The sequence below is a fragment of the Pseudomonas batumici genome, assembly GCF_036585405.1.
Lineage (GTDB): Bacteria > Pseudomonadota > Gammaproteobacteria > Pseudomonadales > Pseudomonadaceae > Aquipseudomonas > Aquipseudomonas batumici.
The window spans coordinates 1020317-1040049 of the sequence record NZ_CP144470.1 but is presented as its reverse complement, the minus strand read 5'-3'; the positions used below and the strand labels follow the sequence as shown (position 1 = coordinate 1040049).

The 19733-nt window shown below is 60.7% G+C and carries 15 protein-coding genes and 1 pseudogene; 4 read left to right on the top strand and 12 right to left on the bottom strand.

What is annotated here, in order from left to right:
• Nucleotides 1-19: 19 nt before the first annotated feature.
• Nucleotides 20-1255 carry a saccharopine dehydrogenase family protein gene (locus NUH87_RS04275; RefSeq protein ID WP_338524903.1) on the top strand — a complete coding sequence of 412 codons (1236 nt, stop codon included), beginning with the start codon at nucleotides 20-22 and terminating at the stop codon, nucleotides 1253-1255.
• Nucleotides 1256-1542: 287 nt separating this feature from the next.
• Nucleotides 1543-1896: a DUF3617 domain-containing protein gene (locus tag NUH87_RS04270; RefSeq protein ID WP_338524902.1), complete on the top strand. Its 354-nt coding sequence runs from the start codon at nucleotides 1543-1545 to the stop codon at nucleotides 1894-1896.
• Between the two features lie 53 nt (nucleotides 1897-1949).
• Here NUH87_RS04270 and NUH87_RS04265 read toward each other — a convergent pair whose 3' ends face one another.
• Complete coding sequence (locus NUH87_RS04265) at nucleotides 1950-2825, bottom strand: LysR substrate-binding domain-containing protein (protein WP_338524901.1); 876 nt, start codon at nucleotides 2823-2825, stop codon at nucleotides 1950-1952.
• A gap of 202 nt (nucleotides 2826-3027) precedes the next feature.
• Here NUH87_RS04265 and NUH87_RS04260 point away from each other — a divergent pair, with 202 nt between their 5' ends.
• Together NUH87_RS04260 and NUH87_RS04255 are read left to right on the top strand one after the other, a co-directional pair.
• Nucleotides 3028-3930, top strand: coding sequence for a DMT family transporter (locus NUH87_RS04260; protein WP_338524900.1), 903 nt, complete (start codon nucleotides 3028-3030; stop codon nucleotides 3928-3930).
• Between the two features lie 89 nt (nucleotides 3931-4019).
• Nucleotides 4020-5312 carry an MFS transporter gene (locus NUH87_RS04255; RefSeq protein ID WP_338524899.1) on the top strand — a complete coding sequence of 431 codons (1293 nt, stop codon included), beginning with the start codon at nucleotides 4020-4022 and terminating at the stop codon, nucleotides 5310-5312.
• A gap of 30 nt (nucleotides 5313-5342) precedes the next feature.
• Here NUH87_RS04255 and NUH87_RS04250 read toward each other — a convergent pair whose 3' ends face one another.
• From NUH87_RS04250 to NUH87_RS04200, 11 genes and pseudogenes are all read right to left on the bottom strand, one after another.
• Complete coding sequence (locus NUH87_RS04250) at nucleotides 5343-6743, bottom strand: alkaline phosphatase family protein (RefSeq protein ID WP_338524898.1); 1401 nt, start codon at nucleotides 6741-6743, stop codon at nucleotides 5343-5345.
• A gap of 60 nt (nucleotides 6744-6803) precedes the next feature.
• Complete coding sequence (locus tag NUH87_RS04245; RefSeq protein WP_338524897.1) at nucleotides 6804-8138, bottom strand: hypothetical protein; 1335 nt, start codon at nucleotides 8136-8138, stop codon at nucleotides 6804-6806.
• A 150-nt stretch (nucleotides 8139-8288) separates the two neighbouring features.
• Nucleotides 8289-9338: a hypothetical protein gene (locus NUH87_RS04240; protein ID WP_422393903.1), complete on the bottom strand. Its 1050-nt coding sequence runs from the start codon at nucleotides 9336-9338 to the stop codon at nucleotides 8289-8291.
• Between the two features lie 152 nt (nucleotides 9339-9490).
• Complete coding sequence (locus tag NUH87_RS04235) at nucleotides 9491-11881, bottom strand: hypothetical protein (RefSeq protein ID WP_338524895.1); 2391 nt, start codon at nucleotides 11879-11881, stop codon at nucleotides 9491-9493.
• A gap of 10 nt (nucleotides 11882-11891) precedes the next feature.
• The gene (locus tag NUH87_RS04230; RefSeq protein WP_338524894.1) at nucleotides 11892-13025 is read right to left on the bottom strand and encodes a hypothetical protein; all 1134 of its coding nucleotides are present in this window, start codon (nucleotides 13023-13025) and stop codon (nucleotides 11892-11894) included.
• Nucleotides 13004-14449 carry a nucleotide pyrophosphatase/phosphodiesterase family protein gene (locus tag NUH87_RS04225; RefSeq protein WP_338524893.1) on the bottom strand — a complete coding sequence of 482 codons (1446 nt, stop codon included), beginning with the start codon at nucleotides 14447-14449 and terminating at the stop codon, nucleotides 13004-13006. The genes NUH87_RS04230 and NUH87_RS04225 overlap by 22 nt, the downstream gene beginning before the upstream one ends.
• Nucleotides 14439-15671, bottom strand: coding sequence for a metabolite traffic protein EboE (gene eboE, locus NUH87_RS04220; RefSeq protein ID WP_338524891.1), 1233 nt, complete (start codon nucleotides 15669-15671; stop codon nucleotides 14439-14441). The genes NUH87_RS04225 and eboE overlap by 11 nt, the downstream gene beginning before the upstream one ends.
• Nucleotides 15668-16552, bottom strand: a complete 885-nt coding sequence (locus NUH87_RS04215; RefSeq protein ID WP_338524889.1) for a TatD family hydrolase — start codon at nucleotides 16550-16552, stop codon at nucleotides 15668-15670. Before NUH87_RS04215 ends, eboE begins: the two co-directional genes overlap by 4 nt.
• A 39-nt stretch (nucleotides 16553-16591) precedes the next feature.
• A complete protein-coding gene (locus NUH87_RS04210) occupies nucleotides 16592-17374 on the bottom strand; it encodes an EboA domain-containing protein (protein WP_338524887.1) in 783 nt (260 codons plus the stop codon).
• The gene (locus NUH87_RS04205; RefSeq protein ID WP_338524886.1) at nucleotides 17371-18261 is read right to left on the bottom strand and encodes a UbiA family prenyltransferase; all 891 of its coding nucleotides are present in this window, start codon (nucleotides 18259-18261) and stop codon (nucleotides 17371-17373) included. The genes NUH87_RS04210 and NUH87_RS04205 overlap by 4 nt, the downstream gene beginning before the upstream one ends.
• Nucleotides 18258-19451, bottom strand: a pseudogene (locus tag NUH87_RS04200) (3-dehydroquinate synthase); the annotation flags it as partial. The gene NUH87_RS04205 and the pseudogene NUH87_RS04200, both read right to left, overlap by 4 nt.
• Nucleotides 19452-19733 lie beyond the last annotated feature (282 nt).

Genomic DNA, 19733 nt, shown 5'->3' with positions numbered 1-19733 from the left:
AGAAGGAGAAATAGAAAAATTGAAGAAGAACGTACTTATCATTGGTGCAGGAGGTGTCGCCAAGGTGGTGGCCCACAAGTGCGCGCAGCACAACGATGAACTCGGTCGTATTGCTATCGCGTCGCGCAACATCTCCAAATGCCAGGCCATCATCGACAGCATCAAGGCCAAGGGCAGCCTCAAAGTGCCCGCCGATATCCAGGCCTTTTCGCTGAACGCCCTGGATGTCGAAGCGACCAAGGCGCTGATCCTCGAAACCGAATCGCAGATCGTCATCAACGTCGGTTCCGCCTTCCTCAACATGTCGGTGCTGCGTGCCTGCATCGATACCGGCGCGGCCTATCTGGACACTGCCATTCATGAGGAGCCAGGCAAAATCTGCGAGACGCCGCCCTGGTATGGCAACTACGAGTGGAAGCACCTCGAGGAATGCCAACAGAAGAACATCACCGCCATCCTCGGTGTGGGCTTCGACCCGGGTGTGGTCAACGCCTATGCAGCGTTGGCGCAGCAACAGTATTTCGACCGCATTGATTCGATCGACATTCTTGATGTCAATGCGGGTTCCCATGGCAAGTATTTCGCCACCAATTTCGACCCGGAAATCAATTTCCGCGAATTCACCGGACAGGTGTGGAGCTGGCAGAACAGCCAGTGGACCAGCAACACGATGTTCGAAGTCAAACGCACCGACGACCTGCCAGTGGTCGGGGCGCAGAACCTGTACCTGACCGGCCACGATGAAGTGCACTCGCTGTCGAAGAACCTCGACGTGCCCAATGTGCGTTTCTGGATGAGCTTTGGCGAGCACTACATCAATGTGTTCACGGTGCTCAGGAACCTCGGCCTGCTCTCCGAGCAACCGGTCAAGACCGCCGAAGGCCTGGAAGTGGTGCCGCTGAAAGTGGTCAAGGCCGTGCTCCCTGATCCAAGCTCGCTGGCGCCCGGCTATACCGGCAAGACCTGCATTGGCGATCTGGTCAAGGGCACCAAGGATGGCCAGCCACGCGAAGTGTTCATCTACAACGTGGCGGACCACGAGGAAGCCTACGCCGAAACCGACAGCCAGGGTATTTCCTATACTGCGGGCGTGCCACCGGTGGCGGCCGCCCTGCTGGTCGCGCGTGGCGAGTGGGACGTGCAGCGCATGGCCAACGTCGAGGAGTTGCCGGCTGAGCCGTTCCTCAAGGCACTGGATGTCATGGGTCTGCCGACCCGCATCAAGGACGAGAATGGAGACCGTCCCTGGAACTGAAATGCCTGAGGCCTCCACACCAGGTGTGAGTCTCGTTTCTCGTTCCGTGCACAAGAACGCCGCTCTTTGAGCGGCGTTTTGCGTTGTGTCATGTGTATCGATAAGGAAAGCTCGAAAACGCCGTAAAGGCTTTCGGCGAGGAGCAAGGTGTAATGCCCGTTCGCTTGCCTTACACTCGCGGCTTCCCCGTAATCGGTCTTCAGATAAGGAATCCCATGAGGCGCTTACTCTCCATCTGCTTGCTATGTGTCGCCACTTCAGCCGTTGCCCAGTCCGTGGAGCCCGGTATGTGGCAGGACGAGGCGCACTATGCGTTGAACGGAAGAGCTATCCCGAGTGCTCCAGGCGCTGCACAATGCCTGAGTGCGAGTGATGCAAAAGATATCCGGGCAACCCTGGAGCGAAGACTCAAAAGCGATCAGACCGGCTGCAAGATCACCAGTTGGAACAACGTCGGCACAAAGGTCAATGTCGCCTTGGCGTGCACGAATCCACAAGGTACTGCCATTGCCAATATCTCCGGAACGGCCACCCAGACCGCCTATGATTTGAAAGGTACGTCGCAGGGGCAGGGCGCGCAAACAGGTGCCTATGTTGTCGATATCCATTTGCAGGGCAAGCGTGTCGGTAGCTGCAACTGACCTTGAGTACTCGGGGGCTTGCCGTCTCGGTCCTCGACCTCGGCGGCATCCCGTCAGGCAGGCCCCAATCTTTTCGCGCACCAATCCCATACCGCATTCACGGCCTTTCTCTGCGACGATGATCGCTTGCGGACGAGGAAATAGTCGGGCTCGATAATGGCGGTCGTATCCGTCACCTGCACCAGCCGGCCTGCCTCCAGGTCGGCCGCCACGAAAGCCCGGCATGCCAGCGCGACACCCTGGCCGGCCAGGGCGGCGTCCAGCGCCAGTGTCGTTTGGTTGAACACCGCTCCCGAGAGCTTGCCGCCGGATGACAGGAACCTTGGCCAGTGGTCATGGGCATCATGCACAAGCGCCAGCGTACGCAACTGCTCGATGCCCAGGGGGAGCGTCATGCCGCTGAGCAGATGCGGGCTCGCCACGGCCACCAGTTCCTGGCGGAATAGCAGCCGTGCCTCCAGGTCAGCCGGGAAGGGCGTACGGGTCATCCGCACGGCAATGTCCACCTGATCGTGGTCGAAGTCTGACAACGCCTCGGTGGCCACCGTGCGTAACTCCACATCGGGCAGGGCTGCATGCAATTCGGCCAGGCGCGGGATCAAGAGCTTGGCGGCAACGGTGGGCGTAACACTGATCGTCACCCTGTCGGGCCGGGCCAGAAGCTGCCCGGTCGATTCGGCGAGGGTGTCGAAAGCGCGGGTCACGTCCACGAGGTAGGCCGCTCCCTGCGAGGTCAGGGCCAGTCCACGCGAGAGACGCTGAAACAGCGCAATACCCAGATGCTCTTCCAGCGCACGCACCTGCTGCGCGACAGCGCCTTGCGTGACGCCCAACTCGTCGGCGGCCGCGCGAAAGCTCAGTCGGCGGCCGGAAGCTTCGAAGGCGCGCAACGCATTCAGTGGTGGCAGTTTGCGGCGGGGCTGGGTCATTGGCGTTAACAGTAGTTTTTCTACACTCTAGCGCGTTTATTTGTAGCGCGAAAGTTTGCCCAGTGCTTGCGATGATAAGGCTCGAGGTCGAGGTGTTGGAGGTTTTCTGAATGTAGAAAAGCTCGCACCGATCACCGCTAACCCGAGCGGCCTTTTCTTGGCCGCAAAGGGCTCTCCAACGCTATTCCGAGAGATAGATACCATGCGTCGTGCTTATGTCGCACTTGCCACGCTCGGCCTCATCTGGGGGACGAATTTCATCTACATGAAATGGGCCACCGCCCTGATTTCCCCGGCGCAGACGGTGTTCATGCGTGTTTTCTTCGGCTTTCTGCCGCTTGTCCTCATGGCTTGGCGAGCCAAGGTCATTACCCGCGGGCAATGGCGTCACCTACCGCATTTCGCGGTGATGTCGGTGCTGGCGACCACCCTCTATTACTACGGGTTCGTGGCTGGGACAGCCTTGCTTCCCACCAGTGTCGCCGGCCTGTTGAGTGGTTCGATCCCGATCTTCACTTTCCTCTGTGCGCTGCTGTTCCTGCGTGAAGAACGCCCGACCCGCCGCATGGCGGCGGGTATCGCCCTGGGCTTTGCAGGAATCGTCCTGAGTGCGCGCCCGTGGGAGGGGGCGAACGGTGTACCGCTGCTCGGGGTGATCTGGATGATGGTCGGGACGCTGAGCCTTGGCGCTTCCTTCGTCTATGCTCGACGCTACCTTTCGCCGCTGAACCTTGCGCCGCTGGCCCTGGCAACGTGGCAGGCAGGGCTTGCAGTGCTGACCCTGCTGATCCTGACTGATTTCCACGGCATCACGGCGATTTCGGCGGATCTTCATGCCATGCTCGGCGCGATCATTGGGCTGGGCATGCTCGGCACGGGTGGGGCGTTCCTGATCTACTACTACATCATCCAGAAGCTCGGTCCGGTGCGGGCATCCGGCGCGACCTATATCGCCCCTGTCGTGGCTGTCATCATCGGTGCGGTGGTGGGGGAGCCAGTCACGGGCATCGAGCTGCTGGCTCTGGCCCTGATTCTTGGCGGGGTGGTGTTGATCCAGACCGGGCAGCACAAGGTCACAGCGCCCAGCGTGAAGTTGGCCCGTTGAGCCGGTTCACTGCTGGCTTGATCGAGTGAAGTCGTGAGTAGATATGGAGTTCTACCTGGCCTGTTGAATGACTGTGCGGAGTTGATGATATGAAGTTGTTCAGGCCATTGCTTCAGCGGCCCGTAGCGTTGCTGTGGGGAGGATTGGCACTATCGGCCATCGGTGACGAGCTCTTCGCGATCGCCATCGCCTGGATGGCAGTGCAGATCGCTGGTAGCGATGCGAGCTGGCTCAGTGCGTTGCGCGGTGGGGCGGCGCTGGCAGGGGCGCTGCTGGGGGGCATCTGGGCCGAGCGCTGGGACCATCGGCGCACGATGATCGGTGCCGACCTGGTGCGGGCCGGATTCGCCTTGATTCCGATGCTGGCCTGGGCGCTGGGTATCATGAGCCTGTGGATGCTGGCGGTGCCGGTCATGCTCATGATGATCGTCAACTCCCTGTTCGAACCGGCCTTGCGTGCCAGCCTGCCACGGATTGTCGCGGCGCCGGAGCAGTTGCAGGCAGTCAATGCGCTGTTCGACGCGATCATCCGGGTGGCTCGGGTGATTGGGCCGATGCTGGCGGCGGCCATTACTCTGCTTATTCCGCTTGAGCAGCTGTTTACCCTCAATAGCCTGACATTCCTGGTCTCGGCCTGGGCGGTGATGAAGCTGAGCAAGGCATTGCCTCGTCAACCGATCAAGCTGACGAGCCGGCGCGCCGCCTTCACCGCCGGTTGGCGTAGCCTGGTCGGCCGCCGACGGATGCAGGCAGTCTATGTGTGTGCCGGGTTGGGCAACGTCGCCTGGAGCCTGGGCATTTCCATCGGCATGGCACTGGCGGTGGTCAAGTACGACATCCAGGGCTTCGGTGTTCGGGGGTTTGCTGCCTATGGTCTGATCATGGGTGCCTATGGTTGCGGCAACCTGATCTCTATTTTTGTCGTCGGCAACCTGACTATTCGTCGCCTGTACGGTGGTTTTACCTTCGGTTCCGTGGTCAACGGCCTGGGCATCGCGACCATCGGTGCGGCGGTGATGTACCTGCCGGCAGAGCACGTCCTGGCCGGTATGATGTTTGGCGCCGGTCTGGCCGCGCTCGGCGGGCCGCTGATCGACATCTCGTTCATCCTGCTCATTCAAACCACCTTCAGGCAAAGCGAGATCACCGGGTTGGCCAGGCTGCGCTTTGCCGCGCTGGGCGCCTCTATTCTCATCGCCGGGGCCTGTGGCGCGACACTCTATGCCCGGTTCGAAACCGGCATGGTCATTGTCGGTAGCGGGATTTTTGAGGTCATCGTCGGTGCGATCGTATTGCTCGTTCCCAAGGGCAATGAAGCCGTCTACGCGAACACAGGCGAAGCACCAGGCTCCTCGTCGAGGAGCCGCATCTTGCAGACGTAACCGCCTATGAGTTTGGAGTAGTTCCTCGCTTCAAGAATGTGCGTGAGTGATCCGTCTTGTGAAGAAATCAATGGCATGTTGCCGAGTACCCATCGTCTGCAGTGTCGCTGCCGGGTCGAGTCCGAAGCGCCTGGCGGAACCTGTGACCAGGCTTTTTTGAAGATCATTGAGTGCCGCAGTCAGCGACGGCTGCGCGAAGGTGGTTACGCTCGGCGCCGATATGGAGGGTAAATCGGCACGAGCTGTACTCAGGGTGAGCAACTGGTTGAGCGTCGGTGCCGCCGCAATCCGCTTGCTGGTGAGCATGTTCTTCGGCGGGATGCCGACCCAGTCCCGCAAGGTGGCCAGAATACTGGTGTGATCGTAGGGTGCAGTCGGGGTGTCCGATCTGAAGACGGTGCCAGCCTGGATGTAGGGTGAGATCACCACTGTTGGCACCCGTACGCCAAAACGCCTGAAGTCGAAGCCGTGACCCTCCGTAGAACGCGCCTGGTCAGGTGGAACGGCATTGAATGGCGGGGTGACATGATCGAAACAACCGCCGTGCTCGTCGTAGGTGATGACCAGCAGGGTCTGGTTCCAGCCCGGCGAGGTACTGACAGCCTTCCAGATTGAATACAGGAAGGCTTCGCCCGCTTGAACATCATGAGGGGGATGCTGGTCGTTAGGGTCGGATAGAAAGCTGGGCTCGATAAACGAATAGCGGGGCAACGAGTGGGTTTGACACGCATCCAGAAAAGCGGAAAAGCCCCTGAAGTGGGGATTGAGCACGGGGTCCCATAATTTAGGGAACATCGTCCGGGTCAGGGAGGGGGTCAGGATGGTGTCGCTGTAAACGCTCCAGCTGCATCCAATCGATTCCAGGACGTTGAATATGGTCGGCACATTCCAGGCGAACGGGTCGGGAGGCGTGCCGTTGTCGACATGGCCATTGGAAGTGCCTGCGTGAACAAAAGCACGGTTAGGCCACGTCTGGCTGGGCACGGAGGCGAACCACGCATCGGACACCGCATAGGCGCGGGCCAATTGGGCCAACACCGGCAACTGCGCCGGGCTGTAACACTGCATGATCTGATCGGGGTTGGGTGTTTCCGTGGTGGCGTAATTGTCCACGAAACCCATGGGAGGCGTATTGTCGGGGCTTACGGGGCCGTCTCTGAACAGCTGGTAGGTGACGTTGGCAAAGGTTTCCTGCGGATCGGGATCTGGAAGCTGAAAGCCGCTGGCATTCGGCGTCACCGGAATATGACGCGCGGGTGTGGCGTCCGAGCGAGGGTTGAACATGCCGGGGCGCAGGCCGTCAAACTGAGGGGCACTGGTCGTCGGCAAGACATGCGACGGCGGGTTGTCACTCGGATAGAGCCAGCCCAGCATCGTATCCAGTGAGCGGTTTTCCAGCATGACAACGACGACATGTTCAATCTGATTCATGGTGTTCACCTCCAGTGACCAACCACCTGTCTTGCGAAGTCGCGATCTGACGCCACCCCTTTACAGCCCGATATCGGGCGGCGTTATCCGTGCCAGCATCGCTGTGTACTCTTCGGCCGCAATTTGGCGAAATTTCATTTTGGTAACGGCCTGGCGCTGGGCGTCATCTTCGCTGGGGAAGAGGCGGGCGGCAGCGTTCTCGACGATCAGATCGGGTGTCTCGATCAACGGAAACCCGGGGGAATCCATGCTTGGCCCGGCGGTGAGCGCCTGCACCAGCAGATAGACAGGGACGACATCCGCAAGTCCCACGGGAAGCAGCCTGGCTGCGTTTTCCCCCAGATGGCGGCGCACGATGGCCTGGGAGCCCAGGCGCAAGGTGAACCTGAAGGGGAATCCGGTACGGATTGAAAGCAATACCGGATCCGCCGTGGCGACCTGCTCGATGGAACTGATGCCCTCTGCTTCCAGCGTCGCCACCACCGGCAGTGTGACGCCTTCAAGGACCAGTAACTTATCTGAACTGCCGTCCTGCTTTTCCTGGCGGGTGATTTGTGGAAAGCCCATCCTGCGCACGATCTTCATGAGCGAATCCACCGGAAGGGTACCCAAGGCGAAGGCCGTGACGATATGGGCGCCATCTCCCCGGCCAGCATTGGCGATCACCAGGGCGAGGGGGATGGCCAGAAACAACCGTAGGGAATACCAATACACGTCGGAAGTGTTCAATGATTTGCGCCGGATACTCAACACCGAGTCGCTGACGACAAACATGAAAGCGCCCGCCAGTGAACTCACGACCAGTGAATGGTCAAGATCATAGAGGCAAGCGATTTGAAACATGGACAAGCAGTTCTGAGTGACATAGTTACAGGCAACTAAAGCGGCCGCTGCATAAACCACCGCCAGCAGAATGATGAACGGCACGGCAAAGGGCACCAATCCATATTGTTCGTGGTATATCCGCGCGAACAAACGTTCGCAGAGTATCGGGTTTTCATCGGCGCAGGCTCGCCAACGATCGCCTGGAGCATCCTGACTCAGTTTTCCTTCGTCCTGGAGGGAATGGATGAGACTAGGCGACCAGAAGCGTTGCAGATAGGCCGCCAGGGCGCCACCTTTCAAGCTGTTCTGGAATTCGTTGTAGCGGGAAAACCAGCCCAGGCTCAAGAACAGGATGAGCGGAGTACCGACGATCACCGTGGTGAAGGCTGCGAGTAAGGCCGCCAGCAATAAAACGTTCTCATCAAGGTCGGCCACCACCCGCATGAACCACAGACCTGTCATATTGATCAGCAACAGCGTCCCGGCAAGGATCAGGGCCCGTCCCCGTGGTTTGAAGTGCGACTCTTTGAACAGCTGAGTTCGGGTCCTTTTGCCATTGGATTCTTCCATGGAATTACTCCTCGGTCTCCTCCAGAAGTAAAGCGCGAACCTTCGGGAAGTATCACTACGAGTAACACTAGCAACGGAAATTGGATCGTCGAGTCAATCATCAACGTGGGCTAGGTCGTTTTCGAATAGTCCCAATTTCGAACGAGACACCTACAGCTGTATCCGACGCAGTCGGCCGGTCAGGGCGGCGATGCCATGCTCCGGCGTGGGCAGCGGGCGACCGGGTAACCCCATGCCTTCGCTCACCAGCACCGCGCCGGGTATCAGACACAGGTTGGACGGTGTATCCAGGCCGCGGGCAAGGACAGTGAGTTGTGCGGTTAGCAGATTGCAGCTCAGCAGGCGGCCACTGAAACGCGCGAAGCCGCCATGCAGCGGCTCTCCCGCCCAGTCCTGCGGCAGTGGCTGCAACAGCCGGTCGCAGAGTTCCAGCACCAACAGGTTGCCCTCCGGAGACAGTGCCAGGCCAGTGGGGAGTTGCAGACCGCAAAGCACACTGTCGATCTGCCCGGTGCCAGGCCAGACCCGTATGACCTGGCCCGCCTTGTCGGCAAAGTCGATGCCCTTGCGTGCCGGGGAGCGGTGCAGTTCCCCGGAGAACAGGCTGATCAGCACGGCCTCGGTCGCCGGTTCGTACACCAGGGTCACGGGCACGGCGTCCTGGCCCTGATCCAGGTCGGGCAGTTCGGACAGTACGCGCTCACCCTGTGCGTCGGTGAACTCCACGAGCTGGTTGGTATCGGGCTTGACCGCCAGCCAACTGCGGCGCGTCGGGTGGTAACACAGCGAATTCAAATTGCCGCGGCTGCTGAAGACCGGCTCGGGGGGCGTGTATTGCAGATCCAGTATCTTCGAGCCCTCGACATAATCCGTCTGGCTGACCAGGTAGCGCCCGTCACCGCAGGCAATGTCCGAAAGGCCCATGATTTCATCGCGCAGCATGCGCGCCTGCAGGTTCATCGAGCGAAATCCCTGCGCGAGGATTTCGGGGGGGAGATAGGCGCCGGGTTGTTGCGGATCGGGGCGCAGCCGACTGATCCGCCCGCTGAAGGTCTGCTCCGACAGGCCGGAGCCGGCTTCAACCAGCAGCAGGCTGCCATCGGCCTCCACACACAGGCCGCGAGGGTTCAGCAGCCCCTCGGCGATAAGGCTGCTGGGACGCAGGGATTCGATGGGTCGATCAGGAATGGCAACGGACATAGGCACTCTCCATGTTCAAACAGGCGCTGAGCAATCACGGCTTCGTGGCCTGGGCAGCAGGCTTGGCAGCCACTGATTGGAAAAGTCGACTCTCCTGTGCAGCGCCGGGTGACGAGCTGCCACCCGGCGTCCTGCTGGAGGTGTGTTGTTGTTCAGCTGTCGTAGTCACTCATGCTGAGCTGCTTGGGTGGGTAATTGCGCTTCACCAGGGCCTTCGCCCAGAGTTCGAGCACGGCGCGACGACTTTGCGACATGTCGCGGGTGATGGGCATCGCTAGCGTGCTTTCGTCCTGGTACGGCTTGCTGATCAGCCGAATCAGCTGGTCGATGGCGCCTTCGACCCGCTTCCGGGAGTTGAGCGGCATGAACTTGTTCATGATGGGGTACAGGTAATAGTAGGTTTGCAGGATGCGTGGGTAGATGAAGTCGTTCCACAACTTCTCTGGAGCTAGCTTATCCATGTAGATGGAGTTCCATTTGTCGATGAACTCCTGTTGCAGCTGCAGGTCCACCGGCAGAACACGTATCGGGGCGAGGAAGTCGGTATAGGCTTCGAGGATCGGGAAGCTGAAGGGGATGACTGAGGGCGTGTTCTTTTGCTGCACGAAAAAACGCAATGTGGGGAAGCCCGGGGCCACGGCCTTGAAGTTCAGCTGGGCAATGCCCTGGGGGTCGGTGGTGATGGCGACATAGGAATACTTCACCGTGCTGGCCTGGGTGTTGTTCAGTGTCCTGGTGACAGTGGTGCCCCCGTAGAATTCCAGGCAAGGGCGCAGGTCGACCGCGATCGGTTTACCCGGGCCATGCAGGAACTGTTGATAACTGATCGGGGTTCCATCCGGATTACCGTTCTGCAGAGCGGTCAGCCGACGGCCGCTGCCCGTGCTCCGGTAGCTCGATACGGGGGGCGCGTCAGTGAATTGCGGCAGATTGGGCTTGTTCAGGGTACGGTCCGTCGGGTTGTCGTAGAACAGCGTGAAGTCGGCCGCGTTACTGAATGCCAGGTAGTAGTCGCTGCTGGTCACCATGTAGGGGTTGCCATACTCCGCCACCCACAGTGTGGTGTCGGCGGCCGGCTTGCCATTATTTTGCACCATGATGGTCAGCGTCTTGCTGTCACCCACGTCGATGAAACTACCGCTTTCTATCACCTCGGCGGTCCACGTCTGCTGGTTGGCGGCGATCACCGGGGTTATTGCGCGCGGGGCCCACTGTCGCAGAGTCAGGGGAGCACCGGACTCCAACATCCTCCTGGCCACGTCGTCGAGAGTGAAGTCGACGATGCCCGAGCGTTTGTCGAAGGCCGATTGCTGGTATTTCTCGAAGCCGAATTTGGCCACCGTGTTGAATTGCCCATTCTTTTCGACGCCCAATTGGTAGCTGCCAGCGCTGAATTTTTCCGGGGTGAGGATGGCGGCCTCGGGATCCACCGGATAGCACGGAAAGGTGTTGCTCAGGTCCAGCGACAAGGTGTCGCCGGTAACCTGCGCCGAGATCACCCCCAGCTGGGTGCTTTTCACCTCTTCGTGGTGGCTTGTTTTAAGAAGGATGGATACGGGCTTGTCGGGTATCAGGCGCAGTCCGGCGGGGGCGGTGGGGTATTCGTCGGGCAACCACAGGCCCAGGGTCGCGGCGGTGCGGCTATAGGCGGGGTTGGAGAAAATCTCGGCAACGTTGTCCAGGCCCTGCTTGTACAGTTTTTGCACATACTCCATGGTCGGAATGTCATGGGAGCGGGTGTCGATTTTCTGCGTGATGTCGTTGAAAACACCGTTCCTGTCGTAGCAGGTCAGGTAAGTGGAGAACCTGAACATCAGGCCCTGCGCCTCTTGCTTCTGCATCTCCTTCTGAAGGTTGAGCAGCAGGGGCGAGCGGCCGATGACCCATTCCAGATTTTCCTTTGGGAAGCAGGTCTGCCAGGTGGTGGTGACATGCACCAGGCCACCCAAGGCCGCCCACTTGAAGTTCAGGAAGCGGTCCATCATCCGGTACTTGCGATTGAGGGTCAGGCCACATGTCGAATCCCCCAGCACCAGCTTGTCGAAATACAACGCCGTGAAGGTGTTCTGCCACGGGCTGATGTCCACGAAGCGCGCGGCAGTGGGGTCGGAGCTGCCAAGGGGATTTCCGAGCAACTGGTAGGGCATGTCGATCAGCGGATCCTGGTCGATGTAGGAATGGGCCTGCAGCTCGCCGCCAATGATCCTGGAGCGGATATCGTTCCCATAATTCACCGTGCCGCAGGCATTGTCGCCGAACAGGTCCCATTCGGCGGGCATATACGGATAGTTGTTCGGGTCGCCATTGCCCGGTACCTGCAACACATAGGTCGGCAGGTCTTGCGCCTTCAGGGGTGAGATGATCCAGGGCATCAGCTGGGTGGGGGCGTTCTTGCGATTGATGTCGAAATGCTCCATGAACGACCAGTTGATGTCCGCGTTGACCGCGTCATAAAGTGGAAACATATCGTTGTTGTTGGCCGTTGGCGGGTTCCAGAACATATGGCCGTTGAGGTAGATGCGAGGGAAGTTCAATACACTCATGTCATGCTCCTTAGCGTTGCCACTGGGCGTGTTTCAACGACCAGACAAAGTCCAGTTTTTTGTAACCCTCGAAAAGCTTTTTCGGCAGCGGGGTCGTGGGGTAGAGAATGCCGCCACCGTCTCCCTGGGCGAAATTGAAATAACCCTTTGTGTTCGAGTAGGCAGCGGTGTTATGGCAGGCCAGGCAGGACGACGTGTTCTGGAAGGCCGACTCCAGTTGGGAGTTCGCCAGTACCTGGGTGACAGGTTTGAATTCAACCCCGATCAGTTCGTACTTCGACAGGGCGGGATAAGCGGCCTGGAAGCGGGCATTGGCTGCCTGGGCGTCCGGTGTCGGTCCCGTGCTGTTCTTCATGGCCTTTCCGGCATGGGTCACGGTGTACTTGGAGTTGTTGATATTTTCGAAGGTGGTCCAGACCCAGTTGGGGTTCAGCTTGTTGACGACATGCAAGCCGCTCAATGCGGCATAGCCGACTTGGTATGTGCGGTCTTGTGGGTAATAAGCCTGGGCAATGTAGTAGCCGTCGTTTACCAGTTTCTGCATGTAGTCCTTGTCTGTGCCGATCCACAGCCAGGCGGCTTTCAATTCCCAGGCGGTGTCCGGAAACACCAGGTCGCTAGTCAGGGCGTCCTGGCCATTCATGTTGTAGACCTTGCTTTTCACGATGTAATCGAACGTGTCCTTGCCCATCAGCAGTTGGAAGCGTACCGGGTTGCCTTTTTGAGACGCCGGCGCGGCACCGCCCATTTCCAGGATCATGCCATCGACCTGTTGGGTGGCGCGCAGGTCATGGAACGTTCGTAACGGGTCCAGTCCCAGCTTCTTGGCTTGCTCGCGCACAAAATACGGCGGCATCGGGTGGTGCTCATACGAGGCGGGCGCGGCGCCATTGCGTAGGTAGACCTGCTCCGAGGGCTTCATTGTCTCCCATACACGATCGGGGCTTTTCGCGGCGCTGGGCTGGTTCAAACAGGCGAACCAGTTCCAGGCCATGGCCTCGGGACTCTTCTGGAACTCTGCCCGGGTGTTGTTGATGTCTCCTCCGAATTGCAAGAAGTCGGTGCACTTGAAGGTGTCGGTGTTCTCGGCCTGGGCCAAACCGGCCAAGGCACTCAGAACTGTTATGGAAATGGCTCGCCGCATGGAAGCTCCTTGGCATTGGCCGGGTCGGTGTGTGAATGCCCCAGGAAGTGCTCCAGGAGCAGTTGCTTCACTTCCGTGGCCGCAAGACGCTGAGGCAACGGCAGATCGCAATCGGTGATGAGTAGCGGGCCGGTCCGTTCGCTAGCGGGCAGGCGGCCATGGCTGCCGCGGACCAGGCGGGTGTCCAGCGGAATCAGGTCCATGTAGTAGCGAAAGCCGAGCTTTTTCTGCAGCAGGCGGCGCGCCACTTTCAATTTGGGGAAACGGATGGCCGGGTCGATGAACAGCTCCAGCGGGTCGTAGCCGGGCTTGCGATGGATGTCCACGGTGCGGGCAAAGTCCGGTGCCTTGCGATCGTCGAACCAGTAGTAGTAATCGAACCAGCAACCCGCCGCGGCCACGGTCACCAGCTCGCCGCTGCGCGGATGATCCAGCTGCCAGGCGCGTTGTTCGGCTTTATCCAGCACCTGTTCGATGCCGGGCTGTCGCTGCAACAGCGCCTTGACCCGAGGGATGTCTTGCGCCTGCTTCACGTAGACATGCGCGATCTGATGATCGACAACGGCAAAGGCCGCGCTGGCGCCGGGATCGAGCAATTCCCAGGTCAGCGACTGGCGCACCTGCAACAAACCTTCCGCGCGCAATAGGCGGTTGATGGAGACCGATTGCTCGACGGCTTCGATCCCGTATTCGGACAGCAGCATCACCGCCGCGCCTTGCGCTCGGGCAAAGGCCAGCAGACGCCCCACTTCACTGTCGATGGCCCGCACCTCGTCGGCAATCGACGGATGATCCGGGCCCAGGCGCTGCAGGCTGTAGTCGAGATGGGGCAGGTAGACCAACTGCAGGTCGGGGCGATCGAGCTGGAATTCGGCCATGGCGCAGTCGACGATCCAGCGGCTCGACGCGATACCGGCCGCCGGGCCCCAGAAGCTTGGAAAGGGGAACTCGCCAATCTGCTGCTCGATACGCTCGTGCAACGCTGCCGGTGCCGAATACAGGCCGAACATCTTGCGACCATCGGCCGGATAGTGAGGGCGCGGGGTGATGGCGGCGTCCACGTCCGCATACATGTTGTACCACCAGAACAACTGGCTGCAGCGAAACCCGGGGAGCTGGCGCTTGAGTGCCTGCCAGACTTTTTCACCCTGGATCAGTGCGTTGGGTTGCAGCCAGAAACGGACTTCGGCCTGATCGCGAAAGTACCAGCCATTGCCCACGATACCGTGCTCCGACGGCGCCAGACCGGTGAGGATCGAGGCCTGCACCGTGGACGTGACGGCCGGGAACACCGGTTGCAGGCTGGCCATTTTTGCGGTTTTCAACAGGGCATTGATGTGGGGCGTCGCCGCCCCCAGCAGCGCCGGTGTCAGCCCCACCACGTTGATCAGCAACAGCGGTTGACGCGGGTGATCAGAGGGCATCGGCGTACACCTCCCGTGTCTGGGGATGCAGCAAATGCCGCTGCCGCAGTTGGTCTTCGACCCAGTGCAGTTCGGCGGCGATTCCCTGGAGTTGGGCGTGCTCGGTCGTGGGCCGCAATTGGGCGGGCAGGACGCCCCAACTGTAGGTTTCCACTTCCAGCACGGGACAAAAATCCCCATGGTCCGCCAGAAAGTCGAAGGTCTGCGCCAGGGCGATCTGACTGCCGCTGAGTTCGGGCAACAGCAAGTGTTCGCTGAACAGCGGAATGTGGAAATGAATCCTCAGTTCCGGGTATTGCCCCGGGTTCTTTGCACAATCGTCGAGGGCGGCGGGAAGGTCAGCCCAGGCCAATAAGCGATCCTGCGCATCTCGGGCTTTCACTTGATGCAGGTAGGTGGTTTCGGCAAAGTCGCTCAGTGTCTTGAGGACGTGTTCGCGCCGGCTGTCGTCTTGAGGGGGCAGGCGACAGATCAAGGCGTTGGACAGCTGGATCTTGCCGACGGGCACCCGTGCCTGACGCAGCCTGTCCAGCGACTGATAGCAGTCTTCGAACATCACGGCCTGGTGGCAGACATCAAAACACAGCGCCAGATGTTCATGATGCGGGTCAGTGGTTTGCCAGTGACGGAAAAAGGCGATGGCCTGGTCGGTGTTTTCCAGCACGCAGTCCGGCTCCATCTCCAGGCAGAACACGATTTTCTTGCCCGTCTTCAGATGCAGCCTGGCCAGTGAAGCCGTGAGTTGGCGCAACTGAGACTCGGCACGCTGCTGCAACCTCGGGTTCCAGCTGGCGGCATAGCCCAGCGGCACGGTGGAAATCACCCCCTGGCGACAGTCTGGCGGCAAGGCCTGCGCGAGGATCCGCGCCAGATTCAGGCTGTACGCCAGCCGTTTCGGATTGGCCCAACTGGGCAGATAGACCTCGGCTTTCACCGCGCCCCGATGAAATTGCCCGTAGGGAAAACCATTCAGCGAGGTCAGGCGTAGTCCGCTGCGTTGCAGCAGGTTCAGGAAGTTCGAACGAGCCGACATCTGCTGCAATTCCGCGGCGGCGAGGGCGCTGATCCAGAGTCCGCTGTCCTGCTCGTTGAGTCCGCGCAACTGACGTACCCCCTGGAAATGCGCCTCGATCGAGGCGCACAGTCCGGCCAGCTTGGGGGTGGGGTGGACGTTGCTGCAATAACCGATTTGTGTGGGCATCCATTCCCTGGCCTGGCTCATTTCACCACCGGCTCCTGACCGCGCAGGGCCGAGTTTTCCTGCCATTGTCGGCGTTGATCGATGGGCAGCGGCGTGCTGACCTGGATCTTGTCCAATTGTCCGCTCTGGGCGAAGAAGTCCACCGGATTGTGAAACAGCACCTGCTCGACCTGTGCTTCGCTGAAACCGGCGGCAAGCATCGCCTGGCCGGTTTTCGGTACCTTGAGCGGGTCGCTGATGCCCCAGTCGGCGGCGCTGTTGACCACCATCTTCTCGGTGCCGTACTCCTGCAACAGGGCGACCATGCGCTGCTCCGACATCTTGGTGTTGGGGTAGATGGAGTGGCCGCGCCAGCAGTCGCTGTCCAGCACCAGGGGCAGGGTCAGTTCGTTGAGGTGGTCGATGATCACCAGGTGCTCGGCGATACCGACCTCGCGAATCACGGCCAGGGTGCGCTTGGTGCCACCGATCTTGTCGCGGTGCGGGGTGTGCACCAGCACCGGCAGGTTGAATTGCCTGGCCAGCTCCAGCTGCGCGGCGAGGAAGCGGTCTTCTTCCGGGGTGATGTCGTCGTAACCGATCTCGCCGACCGCGACGACGCCGTCCTTGACCAGATAGCGAGGCAGGATCTCCAGCACCTCATTGGCCACCGACAGGTCATTGGCCTCCTTGGGATTGAGGCCGATGGTGCAGAAGTGATGGATGCCGAACATGCTGGCGCGAAAGCGTTCCCAGCCCAGCAGGGTGTCGAAGTAATCGATGAAGCTGCCGACGCTGGTTCTGGCCTGGCCTTGCCAGAAAGCCGGTTCGATGACCCCGGTGATAGCGGCGGCCGCCATGTTCTGGTAGTCATCGGTGGTTCGGCTGACCATATGAATGTGCGGGTCGAAGTACTTGAGCATGGTGAGTCCTCGTCTAGGGGAGAGGGGCGCCGTTGAGCATCAGCTCGGTCGGGGGCTGCTGGGGCTGGGCAGGTGCTCACGCCACTCCGGCGGCAAGCGTTGCTGCTGATTCAGGTCGACCAGACGCTGGCGTTGCGCCGGGTCGAGCAGGTCAAAGGCGATCGCTCGGGGCAACCCGGCGGACACCGTACGTTGCGCAGCCAGCTGTTCTTCCAGCAGGTCCAGCGCCAACTGGTTGAGGGTGATGCTGTGGCGTTGGGTCAGACCGGCCAGGCGCCCTATGTCGAGTCCCATGCCCAAGGCTTTCAGCACCAACTGGTGGAAGGCTCGTTCGCTGTAGTGGCGCGCCGGGTAGAGGGTGTCCAGGGCGAGGGCGGCAAACACCTGGCTGTTGCTGGTGCGTCCGGCCTGCAGCGCCAGTTCGACGCAGAGCCCGTGGCTATCGAGCCAGTCCAGGGCTTTCAAGAGGGCGATCTTTTCCTGATCGTCGCCCCACAGAAACAGCTGGCGCAGCAAAGGCAGTTGCCCGGTGGCGGGTTGTTGCTCCAGGACCTGGGCCAGCAGCAACGCCCGCGCCAGCTGGACGTTGCTCCAGCCGGCACTGTCGGGCACTGCCTGCTCGTCGAGGCTGCGCTTGCACTGGCTGCTCAACAGCGCCGAGGTGTTGGCGTCCGGGTGTTGGGTGAGCCTCTCCTGCGCCTGGCGCCACCACTGCCGCTCGCTGTCATCGAGCTGTCGGGTGAAGGCCTGGCGCTGTTCGAGGAGGCACTCGTGCCGCATGGCGAGGGCGGTGGATGGCTGTGCAGTGACGTCCATGTTCATGTCGGTTTGACCCAGCGCTGGAAGTGTGGAAGCAGGAAAAACACCAGGACGCATAACAGGCTGCCCAACGGTTGGTTGGCCACGGCCAGCACCAGGGCATCGAACAGCGGCAGGGCTGCCAGGCCGGCGCCGATAAAGGCGCGGACCTGCCGTTGCCGTGGGTTGGCCAGGTGGCGCCAGTAGTGCCAGCCCAGCCAGCCCAGCCAGAGCAGCAGCACAGGCCAGAACCAGTCGTTGTCGGCATAGAGCGCCAGGGCCAGCGGGCTCAGCATGAGGATCAGCGGCAGGCGGCTGAGCAACTGGTTGCGATGCTCCTGCCGGGCCAGGTAGGTCAGGCCGCTGATGTACACGCCCAGCAGGATCGCACACAGCCAGATCGGCTCCGGTGGCACCGCCAGGCTGGCCGCGGCGGTGAGGTAGAGGGTCGAGCGGCAAGCCCCCATCAGCCAGACGCTGTGGGTGTATTTCTTGTGCAGCAGGTTGTAGCCGAGGATGCAGCTCACCAGCAGGGTGGCGCTGACCAGCAGCCAGTGCGGCTGGTCGATCAACCGGCTCAAGCCCAGCACCGAGGCGGCGGCCACTATCAGCATCAGCGCGGTGGCCAGGCCCACCTGCTGGCGGCTGACCAGCCCCAGGGTGATGGGGCGGGGGTTGTGGTGCTGCTGGTCCCAGTCGGCATCCAACAGGTCGTTCAACAGCATGCCGGCCAGGTAGAGCGCCGACAGTGCCACCAGCAGCAGGATCCACATCAGGGCCGACGGTGGCGCCAGGGCTCCGGCACTGCTGGACAGCAGGGCGGCGGCCAGGGTATTGGTCCACACCGTGGGCAGGTTGGACACCCGGCCCAGGGTCATCCAGGTCTTCAGGTTCGGCGCTGTGTGGCTCATGGCGCGCAGCTCTCATGTAAACCCAGCACCAGGCCGGAACGGCTCGACAGCCGCAGCAGCGCTTCCTCCATCAGCGTGGCCTCTATTTCATGCAGGTCCACCGATTCGCCGATCCGCTTGAGCATGGGGATGGAAAGTTGCCCGCCCAGGTGCTGGCGGAACTCCTCCAGTCCGAGCAGGACCTGTGAACGCCCCTGTGCATCTTTCAACAGCAGTTCCGGTGGGCACAGGCAGAAGCCGAGCTTGAGCAGCAGGCGCAGCACACGATCGGTGTCGGCATCGCTCAACAGGCCCTTGGCATTGGCATAGAGTCCATCCAGGGCCATGCCCACCGCCACGGCCTCGCCATGGCGCAGCCTGTGGCCACTGAGGTTTTCCAGTTTGTGCGCGGCCCAATGCCCGTAGTCCAGTGGCCGCCCGTTACCGCGCTCGAACGGGTCGCCGGCACCGGTGATGTGCTCCAGGTGCAGTTCGGCACAGCGGCGAATGGCATAGCGGCTGGCCGGGTGATCGAAGTGGGCGAGGGCGTCGGCCTGTTGCTCTATCCAGCGGAAAAACGCCTCATCCTTGATCAGCGCCACCTTGACCGCTTCGGCCAGCCCGGCAATCTGGTCGCGACGGCTCAAGCTGGTCAGCAGCTGGAAGTCATTGATCACCGCGGTGGCGGGGTAGAAGGCCCCCAGCAGGTTCTTCTGGCCGAAAGCATTGATGCCGTTCTTCACGCCGATACCCGCGTCGTTCTGCGCCAGCACCGTGCTCGGGATACGGATCAGGCGAATGCCACGGTGGAAGGTGGCGCTGGCATAGCCCACCGCATCCAGCACCGCGCCACCCCCCAGGGCCAGCACATAGCTATGCCGGTCCAACCCATGGTGCAGCATGTCGGCGTACAGTTGCTGCAACACCTGTGGCGCCTTGCTCGTTTCGCCGGCCGGGACGGCAATCGGCGCGGCCAGCAAATGCAGGTCTGCGGCATGGGTGGCAAAGTAGATATCGATCTGTTTCAGCAACTGCGGGGCGCTTTGCAACAGTTGCTCATCAGCGAACATCAGCACGCTGACAGGAACCTGATGTTGCGCTGTCAACTGGCGGTGCAGGCAGGGATTTTCCGGATCGAACAGATGATCGGTGAACACCACCGGGTAGTCGTAGCTCACTTCGAAGCGCCCGTGCAGCGCTTGCTCGGAGTCTTGCTTTTGCGAGAACGCACGATACCCATGGCTGCGATTCATCAAGCATCCCTCTTGATTGTGATGACTTAATCCGTGTCAGCAACTAAAAACAGCGCGTGGCTTTTTTTAAGGAAAGAGATGCCCTCCGTCTGAAGTGGCGGGTTTCATGTGCGGTGAGTTGTGCTTTGAGAGGCAATGGTGAGCCTAGACCGGCATACTGCTTTTGCAAGCTTGCTGGCTGGCAGTTTGGGGGTGAACTTTTTCAGCGCAAATACACGAAGCCGTTACACTGATGACGGT